The sequence below is a fragment of the Corynebacterium sp. ACRPQ genome (assembly GCF_022347225.1).
Lineage (GTDB): Bacteria > Actinomycetota > Actinomycetes > Mycobacteriales > Mycobacteriaceae > Corynebacterium > Corynebacterium tuberculostearicum_D.
In genome coordinates, this window is the sequence record NZ_JAKRNF010000014.1 from 37398 (window position 1) to 55283 (window position 17886).

Consider the following 17886-nt stretch of genomic DNA (forward strand, 5'->3'; position numbering starts at 1 on the left):
CATGGCTACAGTGGTGGCCATGCGCTTTTCTGTTTTAGACCGCGGGGCGGCAGGGCCGTTGGACCAGGTGGCTGAGCACGCCCGGCATGTGGAGCGGCTTGGTTTCCAGCGATTTCTGGTGGCCGAGCATCATGGCGTGCCGGGCATTCCGGCGGGGCAGCCGGGGATGTTGGCAGCCCACGTGGCGGCGCGCACGCAGCGCATTCGGGTGGGCACGGCCGGCATCATGCTGTTAAATCACCCGCCGTTTCTGGTGGCCGAGCAGATAAACCTCCTTGAGACGTTGTATCCCGGGCGCATCGATATTGGGATTGGTTCCTCTGTCGGCTTTACCGGCCCGGTGCGGCGCGCACTGCGCCAGGGCGACCCGGCCGAGGTGAAGCAGCGCTTTGAAACGGAGCTGGCGACGCTGCTGCGCTACCTGCGCGGCGAGGAAGCGGTGACGGTGCGGCCGGAGTATGCGGGCACGCCTATTTACGTGTTGGCGGGCTTTCGATCGGCCATGGTTGCGGCCAAGATGGGGCTCGGCGTCATCTTGGGTGGTCCGGTGGCCACGCAGGAGGCGGCCGCGCGGGTGTATCGGGAGCATGCGCTTGCCGACGCCCCACCTATCATCTCCTCGCTCAATATCGCCGTTGCCGATACGTCCGCGGCCGCCCGTGATCTGTTGTTACCGGAGGCCTATGCCAAGGTACTCGCGCAATCCAACGGCGAGTTCGCGGCCCTGCGGCCTGCAGGAGAGCTGGATATGGATGCGCTGACGGGGCAGCAGCGCCGGCGCATTGAGGAGGCCCTGGCCCATGACGTGTGGGGAACGGTAGAGGAGGTGGGGGAGGAACTAAGGGGCGTCGGCAAGCGGCTGGGCGTGAGTGAGTTTGTGGTGACCGGAGATATGCCAGATGTGGCCGGTCGGGCGCGCTCGGAGGAGCTGCTGGCGAGCCTGCAGGCGGAAAACTGAAAAAGCCCGAGCGCAAGGCTCGGGCACTTGGGGTGGCTGACGGGACTCGAACCCGCGACACCCAGGATCACAACCTGGTGCTCTACCAGCTGAACTACAGCCACCATCGCTGCGTGAAAGCAACGAGATATAGGTTAACTCACGCCGCCTAAATTACAAAAACGCCTGGTAATCTGCGGTGGTTTCGGCCTTGATCTCCTCCGCCTCGGGGGAGGTGGGGCCCTCGTCGGTGCGGAAGACGCTGCGGCGGTAGAAGTCCAACTCGCGGATGGATTCGATGATGTCCTGCAGTGCGCGGTGGGCCATGCCCTTATCGGGCTGGTTGAAGTAAGCACGCGGGTGCCACCGGCGGGCAAGCTCCTTGATGGTGGAGACGTCGATCATGCGGTAGTGCAGGGCGCTATCGAGCCGCGGCATATAAGTGCGGATGAAGGTGCGATCCGTGGCGATGGAATTGCCGGCCAGGGGAGCGGGGTGCTCGGGATCGCAATGTTCATTGATGAGCGCGAGTACGGCATCCTCGGCTTCTCCGATGGAGGTGGTGGACTCGCGGATTTCCTTATCCAGCCCGGACTTAGCGTGCATCTGCGTGACAAAGGAATCCATCTGTGCCAGCTCATCCTCGGTGGCGTGGACGACGAGGTCGATGCCTTCGCCCAGGATGTTGAGGTTGCCATCGGTGATGACGGCGGCGACCTCAACGATGACGTGGCGCTCGGGGTCGAGGCCGGTCATCTCCAAATCGATCCAGACGAGGCGGTCGTGTTTTGCGGCTATCTCGGAATGTGGCATGCAGTCCATTCTACGCCCGCGTGCTTTTACCCCTGTATGGGGTACGAGCTGGGGTGCTCAGGAGGGGCGATTACTACTGGGCAGCGCAACCTTTTAGAAAGTGTGGCACCGTACTGCATGAAATTAATCGGTGATTTGCCTCACTCGCAGATGTGAGTTAGGGCATACTCTGGTTAATCGCTCTTCATTCGGGAGGTGCGACAGACTTAGGAGAGACCAGATGGCAAACTTCCTCGATGCCCTCAATACCGTAATTTGGTCCCCCGTCTTGGTGTTTTTATGCCTCGGCGCGGGTATTTATTTCACCGTGGTGACACGCGGCCTGCAGGTGCGCTGCATACCGGACATGCTCAAGCAGATCGTTAACGGAGAAAGGTCCGCCGATGGCGTGTCTTCCTTCCAATCCTTGATGGTTTCGCTCTCCGGCCGCGTGGGCGTGGGCAATATCGCCGGCGTGGCCACAGCCATCGCCTTCGGTGGGCCTGGCGCCGTGTTCTGGATGTGGGCAGTGGCGCTGTTGGGCTCGTCCACCTCGTTCATCGAAAGTACGTTGGCGCAGATTTACAAGGAGAAGGACCAGGACACCGGTGAGTACCGCGGCGGGCCCGCCTATTACATCGAAAAGGCCTACAAGCACACTAAGGCGGCGCCGTTCATGGTGGTCTACGGCATCGTGTTTGCCGTCGCCATGATCTTGGCTACCAGCTACTTCTTGCCTGCCATCCAGGCCAATGCGGTGGCCGCCGCGGCCGATACCGCCTGGGGCATCAACTCCACCTGGGCAGCCGTCGTCTTGGCGGGCATTCTGGCCATCATCATTATTGGCGGCGTGAAGCGCATTGCGACCTTCGCCACCATTGTCGTGCCATTCATGGCGGTCATTTATATCGTGATTTCCGTGGTGGTCATGTGTATGAACTTCTCGCAGATTCCGGAGGTCTTCGGGCTCATCTTCAGGTCCGCATTCAATATGGAAGCCGGATTCTCCGGCATGCTGGGCGCGGCCATCATGTGGGGTGTTAAGCGCGGCATCTACTCCAATGAGGCCGGCCAGGGTACCGGCCCGCAGTCCGCTGCAGCCGCCGAGGTCTCCCACCCCGCTAAGCAGGGCTTTGTGCAGTCCTTCGCGGTGTACGTCGATACGCTCTTTGTCTGCTCGGCCACCGCGTTCATGATTATTTCTACGGACATGTACACCGTTTTCCGCGGCAGCTCCGAGGACGGTGAGGTGGTCTACAACGGCTCGCTTCCTGATGGCGTCGAGGTTGGCCCTGGCTACGTGCAGTCCGGCCTCGATAGCGTCTTTGCCGGTTGGGGCCCAACCTTCATCGCCGTCTCCATTGCCTTCTTCGCCTTTACCACGGTCCTGGCGTACTACTACATGTCCGAAGTCAACCTGACCTACTTCAACCGTTGGGTCCGCTCCCGCACGGCCCGCCGTGGCCTGATTTGGGTGCTGCGCGCGCTGATTATTGTTTCCGTCGTGGTTGGCGCCACCACCACTCCGGGTGCGGCGTGGGCGCTGGGCGATATCGGTGTCGGCACGACGGCATGGCTTAATATCATCGCCATCCTCTTCCTGCAGGTCCCTGCGCTTAAGGCACTCAAGGACTACGAAAAGCAGAAGAAGGCCGGCAAGGATCCGCAGTTCGACCCAGAAGCTTTGGGCATTAAGAATGCGGACTTCTGGGTAGAGCGCAAACGAGCACGCGGCGAGGGCAGCGTGCTCAAAGACAAAGACAAGGACTTAGAAGGCGCCGGGGCCTAGCCCATCTTGGCGTAGAAGCTGCCTACCAGCGGTGCAATCACCGGGGTGGGCAGCACCTGGCTGAGGGTATTCATCGCCTTAGATAGCGGGCCGGGCACCACGCGGCGCTGATTGCGGCGCATGGCCTCGATGGTTTCTTGGGAGCATGACTCGTAGGTGGTCCACAAAAAGTCCGGCACCACCTTGTCCACGATCGACTGGTCTTCCTCTGCGATGGTGGCCTCGCGCACGGGGCCGGGGGCGAGCAGGGTGCACGAGACGCCGGAGCCCTTCAGCTCGTAGTGTAGGGCCTCCGTAAACGCATTGACGCCCGCCTTGGTGAAAACGTAGGTGGCGTTATTAGGGATGGGGATATTGCCCGCGGCAGAGCCGACATTACAGATAGCGCCGCTGCGGCGAGGCAGCATCTGTTCCAAGGCGGCTCGCGTGAGGTGGTGGACGGCAGTTCCGTTGAGCTCGAACTGAGTCGTCTCGTATGACCAGTCCTGGTCCATGAAGGGGCCGAAGCTGGCGATGCCGGCGGAGTTGACCAAAATCGATACCTCGCGGGTGGCGATGGTCTCGGCCACACGAGCGACGTCGTCAGCTACCGCTAGATCCGCCGGTAGAGCAATGGCCTCGATATTATGGCGCTGCTCGAGCTCGGCGGCGATGGACTCCAAGACCTCGCGGCGGCGGGCCACAAGGATGACGTTATAGCCCAGGGCTGCGAAATCCTGCGCCATGGCCTTGCCAATGCCTTGGCTGGCGCCTGTAACGAGGGCGTAGGACGTTCGGGAAGGGGCGGGAAGTGACATGGTTAAGCCTTTCCGGAGTGGGGGCATGGTGAGTCCTAGCGTAAACAAAAAGCCTTGAAGCGGCGAGAAACTCGGCGCCTCAAGGCTTTCGCGCGGTGCCCCCAGCAGTGTCTGAGTTCATGACATATTTGACAGTCTGTGCCTGAGGGAACCGTCGTGATGCTTGACAGATCAGCCGCGACATATTTGACGCTTAGGGCTACCTTACCGTGTCGGGTGATGCTTGACTGGTGAGTCGGGACATGTTTGACACTATGAACAGTCCTAACCGCAATATGGCCATCGTTAAAGCTGTACGCCAATCCGGTGGCGTCGAAATAGAGTGCGGCCATTCAGGGCCTAAGGCACCTTCTAGAGCCCAAGAGGGAAAGGGCTCCGCCCGTCAGACGTAGGTGTTCTTACGGCGTCTTGGTACTGCTGCTTGGAACGATGCGCCCTGGCACTGCTCGCCTGATCGAAGAAACCGGCACCCCAGAACAAAAAGCAACTGGAATGCCGGTTTGTTAACGATGTCGCGACTCATCTGTCAAACATGTCGCGACTCATGACAACGGTGCCCCCAGCAGGATTCGAACCCGCGACACATGGGGTAGAAACCCACTGCTCTAATCCACTGAGCTATGGGGGCTTACAACGCACTCATAGTAGCCCACTAGGGCGGAGAAACCTAAGCCAGGGTGCGCTGCGGCGAGCGCAGGATGTCCACCAAGTCTTGGGCAGCTGCGGTCAGCTCGCGATCCGTGCGGTAGGCCACGATGGCGTAGTAGCGCGGCAGGTCATCAGCAATGGGGCGGGTGATGATGCCGTGTGGCTGCACAGTAGGTGCGCAATTGGGCACGATGCTGACGCCGAGGCCACTGGAGACCATAGGAATCGCGCCATTAAGGCTGGCGACCTCCTGGGTCTTTTCCGGCTTGAGGCCCGGCCGGCTATTCCAGAGGTCGTGATAGAACTCGGCCAGTTCTGGAAGTTCGCGGCTGCGCGGTGGGACAAGCCATGTTTCCTTCTTCAGTTCGGCGAGGGAGACGGGGGATTCCAACTCGGCGAGGCGCTGGGGAAGGGCGACGGAGTAATCGAACGTGGCCACCTGGTGGACGGTGAGTTCGGGGGAGTAGCGGCGAATGAAGGCCTTCGGATCGGACGTCGGCAAGAGCGCTAGGTCCACCTGGCCATCCAGTAGGTGTTTGATAGCGGAAGCCGGCTCGGCGTCGTCCAGCGAGATATTGGCGGTGGGGTAAATCCGCTTGAGCTCAGCCAGGGCGGCAGGGGTAAATTCCCAGTTCAAGATGGCGCCGGAGGCGAGGGATACGGTGCTGGCCTTGTCGCCGGTGATTTCGCTGATATGGCGCTGGGTTTCGCTGAGCAGCGCATCAACCTTGACGGCCGTTTCGTAGACATAATCGCCAGCGTCAGTGGTGGAGACACCGGAGCGACCGCGCGAAAGCAGCTGGGCGTTTAGCTCCTTTTCTAGCTTCCGGATGGAAAGGCTCAGAGATGGCTGGGTCATATCGAGAGATTCGGCAGCGTGCGTGAAGGAGCCATTGTCTACAACGGCGCGAAAATAAAGAAGTTGACGGGTGTCCATAAGCTCCATAATGGCACATGTAAAGACAAAATGTGTGTTAGGTGAGAAACTAGGTCGCGCTATACAATGCGCACTATGGCAAATGAGCAGGTTAACAGTGTGAACGCGGCGGGTAAGAAGCCCCGCCCTTCCTGGGGAATTTATATCGCAGCGATGCTAATTGCCGGCCTGATCGCCGGTTTTATTTCCCTGTTCCTCCTGGCCGATTCCCTGGCGGCCCTGGGCATCCCGGACCCCGGCCGCATAACCACCTTTGGCCTGCCGCTCTTTCGAGGTGTGGCGTGGATTCTCATGGCTTTGTCCGTGGGCTCATTCTTGGCCTCGTCCTTCCTCATCGCTCCGCGCGGTGACAATGCCACGCTTATCGATGCCCCCTTGTCCGTCGACGGCCACATCGCCGCGCGCACCGGTACGTGGGCTTCCTTTGGCATGGCGGCCGTGGGGCTCGTGGAAATCCCGCTCATTATGTCCGACCTCACCGGCGCGCCCTTTTCCCAGGTATTCGAGCCTTCCATCATGAAAATGGCGCTGACGGAAATTTCCACCACCATTGTGTGGGCAATCTCCGTGCTCATTGCCCTGGTAGTGGGCATTCTCGGGCTCGTGGGCCGTGGCTGGTCCATGCAGCCGGTCCTGCTTTTCTTGTCCATAATGCAGGTCGTACCCATTGGCATGGAAGGCCATTCCGCGGCAGGCGGCGACCATGATTACGGCACCAATTCGCTCCTGTGGCACTTGGTCTTTGTCATGCTTTGGGTAGGCGGGCTTATGGCGCTTATCGCCCATGGTCGGCGCCTCGGCCCCAATCTCGCCTTTGCGGTGAAGCGCTACTCCGGCATCGCCTTTATGGCCATTGTGGTGCTTGCTGTTTCGGGCTTGATTAACACGCTCATCCGCATGAATATTTCCGATCTGGTGGATTCTGCGTACGGAATCATTCTGATTACCAAGTTCGTGCTGACGATTTTGCTGGGCATTTTCGGCCTCGCTCACCGCGAACTCACCATCCCGCAGCTGGGCAAGAACCCGCGCCTTTTTATTCGCATCGCCATCGTGGAAGTAGCGGTCATGGCCGCCACCATTGGCGTAGCCATCACGCTGGGCCGCACCGTGCCGCCCGCACCGCGGGATCCCAACCTCAACTCGATGCAGATTCTGATGGGCTATGAGCTGTTTGAAAAGCCCACGGTGCTCAACGTGTGGACCATGTTCCGCTTTGACATCATGTTTGGCACCATTGGCCTGCTTTTGGCTGCGGCCTATGGCTACTGCGTTTACCGCGTACACAAGCGCGGCCTGACCTGGAGCAAGGGGCGCACCGCATGGTTTATGTGCGGTGCGCTGGGCCTGACCCTCGTGATGTCTACCGGTCTAGGCCTGTACATGCCGGCGATGTACTCCATGCACATGTTGGTGCACATGATTTTGTCGATGGCGGTCCCGCTCCTGCTCGTACTGGGTGCGCCACTGACCCTGCTTATGGAGGCCTTTGAGGCAGGACCGAAGGGGAAGCCCAGCCTGCACGACTATGCACTGGCGGCCACCCAGTCCAAGATCGTCGCTTTTATTACGAATCCGTTCGTCAACCTCCTGCAGTACTTATTCTTCCTCTACGTGCTGTATTTGTTCCCGGGCCTATATCAATTCGCCATCTCCGAGCACGCGGGCCACCTCATTATGAACTTCACGTTCATCATCTCCGGCTGCTTCTATTTCTGGGAAATCATCGGGCCGGATCCACTTCCCAAGCGCCACTCCACCCCGTTCCGATTGGCCGTGCTGTTCCTTTCCATGCCATTTCACCTCTTTGCCGGCGTGTACCTGATGCAGCTGCAAAGTGTGTTGGGTGCAGACTTCTACCAGTATTTGGAGCTGCCTTGGGATCAGGATCTGCTCCAAGACCAACGCGTAGGTGGCGGCATCGCGTGGGGCTTTGGCCAGTTCCCGCTGGTTATCGTCTTTGGCAAACTCTTCCTGGATTGGCTCAGTGATGATCGCGCTACGGCTCGCCGCCACGATATGCAGGCGGATGCGGACGATGATGCCGAATTGGAACGCTATAACGCGATGCTCCAGGATATGGGTCACGGCGATGAATCGAGCTTCCGCGGGCGCTAGCCTGTGGATAACCGGTTAAAAATCACCCCCAAACCCGAGTTTTGTTGACGGGTACAACAAGTTATTCACAGGGTAGGGGTTGCCGGCATGGTGCAGGTTGCGCGCCGGCATCAGGATATGGAAGCGAGCGAGGAAAACCGAACTCGCCTATCCAACTATCCAGCAAAGGATTTTCTAGCACCATGTCCCAATACCCAATTACTTTGACCGGTCGCCTTACTCGCGATCCCATCCTGACCAAGACCTCAACTGGGGCCTATAAGGCTAAGCTGCGCGTCGCCTCCTCCCGCCGAATTCCGGACCGTCAGGTCGATGCCGGCGCTAATGACCCGGAAGGAAACAACCCCAAGGCCCCGCAGTGGCGCGATGTGGACCACCTCTACATCGACGTCGAAATGTGGAATCAATTCGCCATCAATGTGCGCAAATCCCTAGCCAAGGGCATGCCTTTGGTCATCGTGGGCTCCTTAGTTACCGAACAATGGCGCGATGACCAGGGCACCGATCACTTCCGCACGTTCATTAAGGCACAGTATGTGGGCCTGGACCTGAACCGCCACGTTATCGGTACCAAGCGTCTCGCTCCGCAGTACAACCAGGAAAATATTGCGGTCCCAGAACTGGGGGACAACGCCATCGAACCGGACGTGGACCACAGCCTGCCGCCGCAGCAGGCAGCGCAGGGAGATACCGCGGCCGATACCGCGGCGGACCGCTATCTAGCCGAGCGCGCCGCAGCCGCACGTGGTGGGGAAGAGGATTCCTTCGACGACGCCGAGGTGGAAGAGGAGGCTGCCGAGGCAGAATCCACCCCAGTGAACGCTTAAGCGTTTCCCCACCGGCTTGATCGCCTCGGGTGTACCTGACCCGAGGCACTTGGGCGGTGGTTCTGATGTAGTGTTTGTGTAGATAAATACGTCTCCCAAATTTTTGCAAAGGGGTAAAAGTGGGCGAATTCATCTACACGATGAAAAACGTGCGCAAGGCAATTGGCGATAAAGTCATCCTTGACGATGTAACAATGGCGTTCTACCCAGGTGCCAAGATTGGTGTGGTCGGCCCTAACGGTGCCGGTAAGTCCTCCATTCTGAAGATTATGGCCGGCCTGGACCAGCCTTCCAACGGCGAGGCTTTCCTGGATCCAGGTGCCACCGTGGGCATCCTGCAGCAGGAGCCGCCGCTCAATGACGAGAAGACCGTGCGCGGCAACGTCGAAGAGGGCTTGGGCGATATCTTTGAAAAGAAGCAGCGCTTCGAGCAGATCGCCGAGGAAATGGCCACCAACTACAGCGATGAGCTCATGGAAGAGATGGGCAAGCTGCAAGAAGAGCTGGACGCCGCCGATGCTTGGGAGGTTGATTCCAAGATCGAGCAGGCCATGGAAGCTTTGCGCTGCCCGCCTTCCGACGCCCCGGTGACCAACCTTTCTGGTGGCGAGCGCCGTCGTGTAGCGCTGGCTAAGCTCCTGCTCACCGAGCCGGACCTGCTGCTGCTCGACGAGCCTACGAACCACCTGGACGCCGAGTCCGTGCAGTGGCTGGAGAAGCACTTGGCCGATTACCCGGGTGCTGTCTTGGCCGTGACCCACGATCGCTACTTCCTTGACCACGTCGCGGGCTGGATCTGTGAGGTTGACCGCGGCAAGCTCTACCCGTACGAGGGCAACTACTCCACCTACCTGGATAAGAAGCAGGAGCGCCTCGAGGTTGCTGGCAAGAAGGACGCGAAGCTGCGCAAGCGCCTGAAGGACGAGCTGGAGTGGGTACGCTCCGGTGCAAAGGCCCGCCAGGCCAAGAACAAGGCTCGTCTGGAGCGCTACGAGGAGATGGCAGCCGAGGCCGAGAAATACAAGAAGCTCGACTTCGAAGAGATCCAGATTCCTACCCCGCCGCGCTTGGGCAATAAGGTCGTGGAAGTCAAGGACCTGCAGAAGGGCTTCGATGACCGCGTCCTGATTAAGGACCTCTCCTTTACCCTGCCGCGCAACGGCATCGTGGGCGTTATCGGCCCGAACGGTGTGGGTAAGACCACCCTGTTTAAGACCATCGTTGGCCTGGAGCAGCCGGATGCCGGTTCCGTCGAGGTGGGCGATACCGTCAAGCTGTCCTACGTGGACCAGAACCGTGAAAACATCGACCCCGAGGCAACCGTTTGGGAGGTTGTCTCCGGCGGCCTGGACTACATTCACGTTGGCCAAAACGAGATGCCTTCGCGTGCTTACCTGTCCGCCTTCGGCTTCAAGGGCCCGGATCAGCAGAAGCCATCCAAGGTGCTTTCCGGTGGTGAGCGCAACCGCCTGAACCTGGCGCTGACCCTGAAGGAGGGCGGCAACCTGATCCTCCTTGACGAGCCGACCAACGACTTGGACGTGGAAACCCTCGGCTCGCTGGAAAACGCGTTGGAGAAGTTCCCGGGCTGCGCCGTAGTCATTTCCCACGACCGCTGGTTCTTGGACCGCACCTGTACCCACATCTTGGCCTGGGAGGGCAATGTGGAAGAAGGCCAGTGGTTCTGGTTTGAGGGTAACTTCGGCGATTACGAGAAGAATAAGGTCGATCGCCTCGGTGAAGAGGCAGCCCGTCCTTCCCGCGTGACCCACCGCAAGCTGACCCGCTAAGTAGCTAACGCCTTAACTGAGGAGAATGATGGCAACCCCAAGCGTGCACACGCACCGTATTCAGACCCGCTGGTCGGACTTTGATATGTACGGCCACATGATGAACGCAAACTACATCGAGCTTGCCCAGGAAGCGCGCCTGGCCTTTGCGAAGGAACATATCTATTCCAAGGGCCTCGACTTCATTGCGTTCGTGCGCCACCTCGATGTGGACTTCCAGCGTCCGATGGAGTTTAAGGACACCACTACGGTGGAGGTGGAAACTACCATTTCGCAGATTGGTACCACCTCGTTTACCACCACTCAGCAGGTGAAGAACGCCCAGGGCGAGGTCGCGGCAACCGTGGATTGCGTGCAGGTAGTCATTGACCGTCAGCAGCAGACCCCGCGTGCATTGACGGATCAGGAAAAGGATATTCTGCGCAATACCGCCGCTAACTAGCAGCGGAGCAGAGCACAGATTAGAAAGGCAGGGCCCGTAGGCATGGTCACCGAGACTCTAGAAATTGGAAGCGGTGGACCTGGCCTTCGGGCCCTTGTCACGCGCGCGGTTGGCTTGGACGCGGGCGCTTCGGTGCGGCTGCGCCAGCTAACTGACGACGTCGTCGATGTCTTTGTCACCACCCCCTTCGAGGTGGTTGCCTCCCGCCGCGTGCAAGGCGTTGCGTCCCGCGATGGAGCTGTGGTTTCCGCGGCCACGCTCGCCGAGCAGCTCAAAGAGCATGAATCTAGCGGCATGTTAGATTTGGGTCCCGCCCGCGATCCATCCTGGCCGGGAGCCTTGCCGCCGGCCACTGGTTATAGCGTGGTCGATACATTGCCGGTCACTGTGGTGCGCGAGCTCTCCGATAAAGGCCAACAACTGACGCGACAATTTTCTGGGCCCATGGGCCCGCCGTCCAGCCTCTTGAATCAAACCGTCGTTACTGTAGAAGACGATGGCGCCACGGTGGAAATCCCTATGCGCATGATCTTTGCGTGTACCAATCTGGGCCTTATCCCTGGATTTTCCGCCCCGATGGACGTGCCGCGCCACTTGCGCGTGGCTCAGCTGGGCCGCTGGGTGCGTCTCGACGCCCCCTTCGGCAGCATTTATCGGTCCACCCGACTCTCGCTGTTTTAAGCCCATCCATCTACCGCAAGACTCGGCGAGGGCCTCCTCCTCGGAGAACATGGACCCCCAAAAGCGGTCCACCTTTGGGAGGGTGAGGAGTGGTGCTTATCTCGCAAAACCCTCGTCTAGCAGGACAATAACGGTAGTCATATAGGTTCGTGCTTTTTCGGCTATGTGAGTTTTAGATTAGACATCCAGCTAAACGTGTGCTGCGTTACTCTGGAACTGTAAAAGTAATTTCCTGCACCTACAAGGAGACGGTGTAATGCGTATTGCGGTACCAAAAGAAATCATGAATAACGAGAACCGCGTGGCTCTCACTCCTATGGGAGCGCAAACCCTCGTTGCTGATGGCCATGAAGTGTACGTTGAAACCGGTGCCGGTGAAGGCGCATCCTTCCCCGATTCTGCCTACAAGGATGCCGGTACCACAATTGTGGACTCAGCGGAAGAGACGTGGTCGCAAGCGGAACTGCTGCTCAAAGTCAAGGAGCCACTCGAGTCCGAGTACAAGTACCTGCGCTCGGACCTTACCGTCTTTACCTACCTTCACCTCGCTGCGGACCGCCCGCTGGCGGAGGCACTGGTGGAGGCCGATACCACCTCGATTGCCTATGAAACGGTCACCGATCGCCACGGTACTTTGCCTCTGCTGACTCCAATGTCCCAGGTGGCTGGTCGCCTTGCCGTTATCGAAGGCACCCACCACCTGCTGTCCACCCAGGGCGGTCGCGGTTTGCTGGTCTCTGGCGTTCCGGGCACCCAGCCGGCACGTGTCGTCGTGATCGGCGGCGGCCAAGTTGGCGCCTCCGCCGTTGCGATGGCCCACGGCCTGCGCGCCGAAGTCACCGTGCTGGACCTTGATCCACACGTCTTGCAGCGCTTCGATGACCAGTACGCCGGTGGCGTGCGCACTCTGATCTCGGATCCGGCCACCATCGAAAAGGAGCTACAGGAAGCTGACCTTGTCATCGGTGCCGTGCTCATTCCAGGTTCCGCTGCGCCGAAACTGGTGCGCGAGGAGACCGTGAAGAAGATGAAGAAGGGCGCTGTTCTCGTGGACGTGGCCATCGACCAGGGCGGTTGCTTCGAAAACTCGAAGAAGACCTCCCACGATGATCCCACCTTTAAGGTGCACGACACCTTGTTCTACTGCGTGGCTAATATGCCAGGCGCGGTGGCTAATACCTCGACCCGCGCGCTATCGTCTGCGACGTTGCCGTATATCCGCGCGGTAGCCAAGGACAACTTGGATGCCGCCATCAAGCGCTTCCCAGGCCTAGAAGGCGGTGTGATGACCCGAGGCGGTCGTCTGGTGTCCGAGCCTGTGCGTAAGGCTTTTGACTGGGACGACTAAGCACCGCGTTGCATCCCGCGCGCTAGATAAACCATGAGCCCGGCTCTCCGTCAAAGGGGGCCGGGCTCATGTTGTGCGCGGGCGACAACGGGCGGCTAGGGCGCTTTGTTGATCATCATGGCTGCTACGCGCTGCATATGATCCCAGATCATCTCGCGGTAGGCCGGTGGGATGGTTTCCTCGTCGATCTTGGCGAGGGAGTTACCCATAAGCTCTAACCACCGGTCATGCGCGGTTATATCGATGGGGTAAGGGGCGTGGCGCATGCGCAGGCGCGGGTGGCCGCGGTTTTCAGAGAAGAGCTGCGGGCCACCCCAATACTGTGCCAAGAACCAGGTAAGGCGCTGCTCGGCGCCTTCCCAGTCATTATCGGGGTACATTGGGCCGATGACATCGTCCTCTTTGACTTGGGAATAAAAGCCGTGGACGAGGCGCTCAAAGGTTTTCATGCCGCCAATGGCCTCATAAACAGAATCCATTTACTCTTCTTCTTCCTTGCGGGGATCGGGAATGCCGATGCCGTGAGGGTAGGGGGTAGTAATACCTTTAGTGTGCATGACATTGAGCACGCGGGACTGCAGGAAACGCTGAACGTCCCACTGCTTGCCTGGCAAGGTCTTGGTCGAGACGCGGAAGGATACATAATCCGGCTCAAAGCCAGACATGCCGTCCACACGTGGCGTGCTGAGGATGAGCTTGCGCACCTTATCGTCCTGTGCGGCTTCTTTCACTGCCTTCTCAATGACTTCGCCAGCAACCTCTGGGTCATTAGAAAGACCTACCGGAATCTGGATGCGGGCAACGGAGTACTCATCAGAGTGGTTGGCCACCTGGAGAATTTCACCATTCCGCACGTACCACAGGGCGCCATCGATATCGCGGACCGTGGTGATGCGCAGGGAGATGGACTCGACATCGCCAAAGACGCCATTGCCCAAATCAACCACGTCACCAATGCCGTACTGGTCCTCAATGAGCATGAAGATGCCGGAAAGGAAGTCCTTCACCAGCGCCTGTGCGCCAAAGCCGAGGGCAACGCCAATGACACCGGCGGAGGCGATAAGCGGTGCTACGTTGACCTCTAACTCATCCAGGATGGCGATAATCGCCCACACCCAGACGAAGATGGCGGCGGCAGAACGGGCTACGCCGGCAAGTGTCTTGATGCGGGAGGCGCGCCGGGTCTCGCGGGTTTGGCGCATGGCCTCTTCTTGTTGGCTGAGCTCGGGGCGATTGGCGCGGTCCTTGAATTTCCCGCGCAGGCGCTGCTTATCTAGTCCGGAGGATTTAATGCTATTTTCGGCCACTTTGTTGATAACTCGGCGGAGGAGCCAGTGGGTGATAATGGCCAGGATAAGGATGATGGCGATGCGAACCGGGCGCTCGATAAGCCAGCTTTGCACCTTCTCGTCATTCCAAAAATTGGACACGGACTCGACGGCCGAGTCCGTGGTGGAAGCGGCTGAGGCTAAGAATTGCGTATTCATCATTCTTTCTTAGTCGTGGACAATGGGAACCACGCCCATTGTAGGGGTTGCTCCTGAAAGTTCGACGGGCCCCAGGCTAAGGTTTGTGAAAATAAATACTCATCTGCCCGTAGGAAATGAACAGCTTGGTCTAGACTGTGTGGCTATGATAGAAGGCAGCACGCAGAACCTCGCTCAAGGCTTTACGTCCCGTTCCATCCACGGCGGCTATCACCCGGATCCGCACATGGGCTCTATCAACGTGCCCATCTATGCCTCGACCACGTTTGCGCAAGACGGTTTGGCGCAGCTGCGCGGCGGATTCGAATACGGCCGAGTGGCCAATCCGACCGTGCGCTCGCTGGAGCGCACTCTAGCGGCACTGGAAGGCGCGGAGTATGCACGCGTGTTTTCTTCCGGCATGGCCGCCGCCGATACGCTGATCCGCATCCTAGTGCGCCCAGGAGATCACGTCATTTTGGGCAATGACGCCTACGGTGGTTCCTACCGCCTGCTCAATGATTTCACCGAGTGGGGCGTGGAGATGTCCATCGTGAACACCAGCGATACCGCAGCGGTTGCGGCCGCGGTTCAAGAAAATACCAAGCTCATCTGGCTAGAAACGCCCACTAATCCGGCGCTAAATATCACCGATATTGCCGCGGTGGCCAAGATTAAGGGCAACGCGCAGGTACTGGTGGACAATACTTTTGCTACGCCCTACCTGCAGAACCCGCTGGAACTCGGCGCCGACCACGTGCTGCACTCGACCACCAAGTACTTAGGCGGCCATTCCGATGTGCTCGGTGGCGCGGTAGTTACTAATGACGCCCACGTGGACGAGCGCCTGCTCTACTTCCAGGGCAATGTGGGCGCGGTGAGCTCGCCTTTCGACGCCTACTTAACCGCCCGCGGTATTAAGACGCTGTCCGTGCGCATGGACCGCCACTGCGCGAATGCGCAGCGAGTAGCGGAATTCTTGCAGGCGCGACCCGAGGTCAAGCAGGTGCTCTACCCGGGGCTCAAGGGGCACCCGGGGCATGAATTGGCGGCACAACAGATGCGTGGCTTCGGCGGCATGATGTCCGTGCGCTTCCACAGCGCGGAGCATGCCAAGCAGATCTGCCTCAATACGCGGCTTATCTGCCTGGCAGAATCGCTGGGCGGGGTGGAATCGCTCATCGAGCACCCAAAGAATATGACGCACGTATCCGCGGAAGGGTCCGAGCTGGTGCCGCCGGAGGATCTGGTGCGTATCTCCATCGGTATCGAAGACATCGATGACCTGCTCGCGGACTTGGAGCAGGCCCTCGACGCTCTATAGGCCGCGGCACTGGGCCCATAGCGCAGGTGCGGTGGCTAGGAGCGCACCACGGCAAGGAGGGAACCGGCGGCCTTGTCGGTTTCCTGCAGCATGAGCGGGTCCGTGCCCGGCATGGGGGAAATGGTGGTGTCCGGCCACTGGGAATAGGTGGGGATGCCCACGATATGCAGGCGTGCATCCAACTCGCCGTCTGGGTGGACGGTGCGGCGGGTGGCCCCATCCGTTTCCGGCGAACCGGTGGGCTGGCCGTGATCGGGGAAGGGGCGCACGCGGCCGGAATCCACCAAGCAGCGCGTCATGGCATCGCCGGCGGTGCGGATGTCGGGGCGGTGCATAAAGGCGTCGACAAGCGTGGGCGCCGAAGCCGAGCGCGGGCCGGAGGTCAAGGTGAAGTGATCAGCCTCGATGGACACGGTGGGGTGATCGCCTAGGAAGTGGGCCAGGCCGGCATCGACAAGCGCGAGCAACTGGCGCACGCGGAAGAGCGGCGGGCCGGAGCCGATCATCTGGCCAAAGGACATGACCTGGCCGTAGCGGCCGGTGCGAGACTCGCGGGTGTAGCGGCCCTCTGCGCCGAGGATGGAGGCCGGCTTGCGCGATTGCGAAAGCGACCACAGCGCGGCTTTGATGGGGGAGTCGTGGCCGGCGGCGGCCTCCCGAATATCGCCTTCCATGGATTGGGCAATGTGCTCGGTGAGCTCAGCGATGTCCCCGGTAAACCCGGCAATCTGGTACATGAGATCGTTCATGTCCCATGGCTCGGTGACCATGGGCGCAATGGCTGCGCCCAGCTCATCGGGGGCGGTGGCATCGATGACCTCGAGGATTTCCGCGCGCGGGCGCAGGAGGGAATCCGGGCGCACGCGTTCCAAGGTGGTGATATAGGCCTCGTAGCTATCGCGCGCGATGGCGGGCCAAACCTGGGCGTCAAAGTCGATGTCCTGGGTGCCACTGAGCTCCGCAATGACATTCTTCAGGCGGCGGCGCGGCATGGTAGGCGGCAGCTCACCGTACTCGGACTTGGGGTGGTAGGGGTAGCCGCGGCCGGAGGAAATGATGAAGTTGGGCTCCTGGCCGCAAGGCTCATAGCGCAGGCCGGAACGCGCGGAAGGATCCTCTACGAATGTGCCGCCGCGCTCGATGGTGGTCAGCGCCATGATGTCATAAAAGCCCATGCCCAGACCGCGCACCAGCACGTCCTCGCCGCCCGGAATGGCGGCGTAGTCCTGCTCTACCGGGTTATTAGGGGCGATCCAGTTCAAACCGGAAGCGGCCAACTGCTTTTCTTGTTCGGTGTATTCCGGAATCATCCAGCCATAGGCCAGTACCGTGGCATCGGCGCGCACCTCGGAGCCATCAGCCAGGTGGAGGACGTCTTGGTGACCGTCCTCGGCGATGGTCTCCAACCGGCTGAAGTGATTCACGGTGGAAATGCTCTTGGGCAGGCGCGCAATGACCACGTCATAGACCCAGCGCAGGTACTCGCCATACAGTGCGCGCGAAGGGTTGGACTCGGGGCGGGTTGCCGCGAGCTCTTCGCGGTAGTCCTGGGCAATATGTGCGGCCGGAGGGTGCTGCTCAAAAAGCTCGCGCTTGGCGGCGGAGATATTCTCACCATCGCCGCGCAGGAGCTGAATCCATTCGTACTGGATGGGTCCCTCGAGCACCGGGGCATCAACGGTGGAGCCGGGCTCGGTAAAGAGGGTGACTGCGCCGGCGCGAGTATTCATGCACAGAGTCTTGGTTTGATCCGTTTCCCAGATGCGGCCGGCGCCGTGTTGGGCATCATCGATGAGGTGGACGGTAATGGGGTCGCTGGAATCGTCCATGCGGGCGGAGAGGCGTTCCAAGATGGAAATGCCGCGTGGGCCCATGCCGACGATCGCGATTGCTGGAGTAGACATACCTCCTATCGTGCCACATTCAGGCCCTTTCAGGATCATCGGACCTGGCAGTTAGAATAAAATAGACTAGTCGGTCTACGGTATTC

Annotated in this window: 15 protein-coding genes and 2 tRNA genes; 9 read left to right on the forward strand and 8 right to left on the reverse strand. The window is 59.9% G+C overall.

Translation table 11 applies throughout. From position 1 onward, the window contains the following. The first annotated feature begins 1 nt into the window (after window position 1). Complete coding sequence (locus tag MHY24_RS09020) at window positions 2-958, forward strand: MsnO8 family LLM class oxidoreductase (protein ID WP_204611107.1); 957 nt, start codon at window positions 2-4, stop codon at window positions 956-958. Between the two features lie 28 nt (window positions 959-986). Here the strand turns inward: MHY24_RS09020 and MHY24_RS09025 are convergent. After that, window positions 987-1062, reverse strand: a tRNA-His gene (locus MHY24_RS09025). A 49-nt stretch (window positions 1063-1111) separates the two neighbouring features. Continuing rightward, window positions 1112-1759, reverse strand: a complete 648-nt coding sequence (gene orn / locus MHY24_RS09030) for an oligoribonuclease (RefSeq protein WP_239230017.1) — start codon at window positions 1757-1759, stop codon at window positions 1112-1114. A gap of 211 nt (window positions 1760-1970) precedes the next feature. Here orn and MHY24_RS09035 point away from each other — a divergent pair, with 211 nt between their 5' ends. Continuing rightward, window positions 1971-3518: a sodium:alanine symporter family protein gene (locus MHY24_RS09035; protein WP_204611108.1), complete on the forward strand. Its 1548-nt coding sequence runs from the start codon at window positions 1971-1973 to the stop codon at window positions 3516-3518. Here MHY24_RS09035 and cmrA read toward each other — a convergent pair. The 3 genes from cmrA to MHY24_RS09050 all read right to left on the reverse strand — a co-directional run bounded on the left by cmrA (window position 3515) and on the right by MHY24_RS09050 (window position 5900). Then, the gene (gene cmrA / locus MHY24_RS09040; RefSeq protein WP_005327278.1) at window positions 3515-4315 is read right to left on the reverse strand and encodes a mycolate reductase; all 801 of its coding nucleotides are present in this window, start codon (window positions 4313-4315) and stop codon (window positions 3515-3517) included. The two genes, MHY24_RS09035 and cmrA, sit on opposite strands and share 4 nt — an antisense overlap. 554 nt (window positions 4316-4869) lie before the next feature. Further along, window positions 4870-4943, reverse strand: a tRNA-Arg gene (locus MHY24_RS09045). Window positions 4944-4982: 39 nt separating this feature from the next. After that, entirely contained in the window at window positions 4983-5900 is a 918-nt protein-coding gene (locus tag MHY24_RS09050; RefSeq protein WP_239230019.1) for a LysR family transcriptional regulator, read from the reverse strand. A 66-nt stretch (window positions 5901-5966) separates the two neighbouring features. Here MHY24_RS09050 and MHY24_RS09055 point away from each other — a divergent pair, with 66 nt between their 5' ends. The 6 genes from MHY24_RS09055 to ald all read left to right on the forward strand — a co-directional run bounded on the left by MHY24_RS09055 (window position 5967) and on the right by ald (window position 13106). Beyond that, entirely contained in the window at window positions 5967-8018 is a 2052-nt protein-coding gene (locus MHY24_RS09055; protein WP_239230021.1) for a cytochrome c oxidase assembly protein, read from the forward strand. Window positions 8019-8200: 182 nt separating this feature from the next. Next, window positions 8201-8845, forward strand: coding sequence for a single-stranded DNA-binding protein (locus MHY24_RS09060; protein ID WP_239230023.1), 645 nt, complete (start codon window positions 8201-8203; stop codon window positions 8843-8845). A gap of 119 nt (window positions 8846-8964) precedes the next feature. Beyond that, a complete protein-coding gene (gene ettA / locus MHY24_RS09065) occupies window positions 8965-10635 on the forward strand; it encodes an energy-dependent translational throttle protein EttA (RefSeq protein WP_204611117.1) in 1671 nt (556 codons plus the stop codon). A 25-nt stretch (window positions 10636-10660) separates the two neighbouring features. Then, window positions 10661-11077 carry a thioesterase family protein gene (locus MHY24_RS09070; RefSeq protein WP_239230025.1) on the forward strand — a complete coding sequence of 139 codons (417 nt, stop codon included), beginning with the start codon at window positions 10661-10663 and terminating at the stop codon, window positions 11075-11077. A gap of 42 nt (window positions 11078-11119) precedes the next feature. Beyond that, window positions 11120-11758 (forward strand): hypothetical protein, encoded by a 639-nt coding sequence (locus MHY24_RS09075; RefSeq protein WP_239230027.1) that lies wholly within the window; start codon window positions 11120-11122, stop codon window positions 11756-11758. A gap of 256 nt (window positions 11759-12014) precedes the next feature. Further along, window positions 12015-13106 carry an alanine dehydrogenase gene (ald, locus tag MHY24_RS09080; protein WP_204611120.1) on the forward strand — a complete coding sequence of 364 codons (1092 nt, stop codon included), beginning with the start codon at window positions 12015-12017 and terminating at the stop codon, window positions 13104-13106. A 95-nt stretch (window positions 13107-13201) separates the two neighbouring features. Here ald and MHY24_RS09085 read toward each other — a convergent pair whose 3' ends face one another. Both MHY24_RS09085 and MHY24_RS09090 read right to left on the reverse strand, forming a co-directional pair. Next, the gene (locus MHY24_RS09085; protein WP_239192278.1) at window positions 13202-13585 is read right to left on the reverse strand and encodes a globin; all 384 of its coding nucleotides are present in this window, start codon (window positions 13583-13585) and stop codon (window positions 13202-13204) included. Then, window positions 13586-14596 (reverse strand): mechanosensitive ion channel family protein, encoded by a 1011-nt coding sequence (locus tag MHY24_RS09090; RefSeq protein ID WP_239230029.1) that lies wholly within the window; start codon window positions 14594-14596, stop codon window positions 13586-13588. Window positions 14597-14738: 142 nt separating this feature from the next. On the opposite strand from MHY24_RS09090, the gene MHY24_RS09095 reads away from it, so the two are divergent. Then, a complete protein-coding gene (locus MHY24_RS09095) occupies window positions 14739-15896 on the forward strand; it encodes a cystathionine gamma-synthase (RefSeq protein ID WP_239230031.1) in 1158 nt (385 codons plus the stop codon). Between the two features lie 35 nt (window positions 15897-15931). On the opposite strand, the gene MHY24_RS09100 is transcribed toward MHY24_RS09095, so the two are convergent. Beyond that, a complete protein-coding gene (locus tag MHY24_RS09100) occupies window positions 15932-17800 on the reverse strand; it encodes an FAD/NAD(P)-binding protein (RefSeq protein ID WP_239230033.1) in 1869 nt (622 codons plus the stop codon). Window positions 17801-17886: the final 86 nt, after the last annotated feature.

Coding starts and splice junctions, on each gene's coding strand:
- MHY24_RS09095 (WP_239230031.1), top strand. CDS start 14,739: ATGATAGAAGGCAGCACGCAGAACCTCGCTCAAGGCTTTACGTCCCGT.
- MHY24_RS09060 (WP_239230023.1), top strand. CDS start 8,201: ATGTCCCAATACCCAATTACTTTGACCGGTCGCCTTACTCGCGATCCC.
- cmrA (WP_005327278.1), bottom strand. CDS start 4,315: ATGTCACTTCCCGCCCCTTCCCGAACGTCCTACGCCCTCGTTACAGGC.
- orn (WP_239230017.1), bottom strand. CDS start 1,759: ATGGACTGCATGCCACATTCCGAGATAGCCGCAAAACACGACCGCCTC.
- ald (WP_204611120.1), top strand. CDS start 12,015: ATGCGTATTGCGGTACCAAAAGAAATCATGAATAACGAGAACCGCGTG.
- MHY24_RS09070 (WP_239230025.1), top strand. CDS start 10,661: ATGATGGCAACCCCAAGCGTGCACACGCACCGTATTCAGACCCGCTGG.
- MHY24_RS09090 (WP_239230029.1), bottom strand. CDS start 14,596: ATGATGAATACGCAATTCTTAGCCTCAGCCGCTTCCACCACGGACTCG.
- MHY24_RS09100 (WP_239230033.1), bottom strand. CDS start 17,800: ATGTCTACTCCAGCAATCGCGATCGTCGGCATGGGCCCACGCGGCATT.
- MHY24_RS09020 (WP_204611107.1), top strand. CDS start 2: ATGGCTACAGTGGTGGCCATGCGCTTTTCTGTTTTAGACCGCGGGGCG.
- MHY24_RS09085 (WP_239192278.1), bottom strand. CDS start 13,585: ATGGATTCTGTTTATGAGGCCATTGGCGGCATGAAAACCTTTGAGCGC.
- MHY24_RS09035 (WP_204611108.1), top strand. CDS start 1,971: ATGGCAAACTTCCTCGATGCCCTCAATACCGTAATTTGGTCCCCCGTC.
- MHY24_RS09050 (WP_239230019.1), bottom strand. CDS start 5,900: ATGGACACCCGTCAACTTCTTTATTTTCGCGCCGTTGTAGACAATGGC.
- MHY24_RS09075 (WP_239230027.1), top strand. CDS start 11,120: ATGGTCACCGAGACTCTAGAAATTGGAAGCGGTGGACCTGGCCTTCGG.
- MHY24_RS09055 (WP_239230021.1), top strand. CDS start 5,967: ATGCGCACTATGGCAAATGAGCAGGTTAACAGTGTGAACGCGGCGGGT.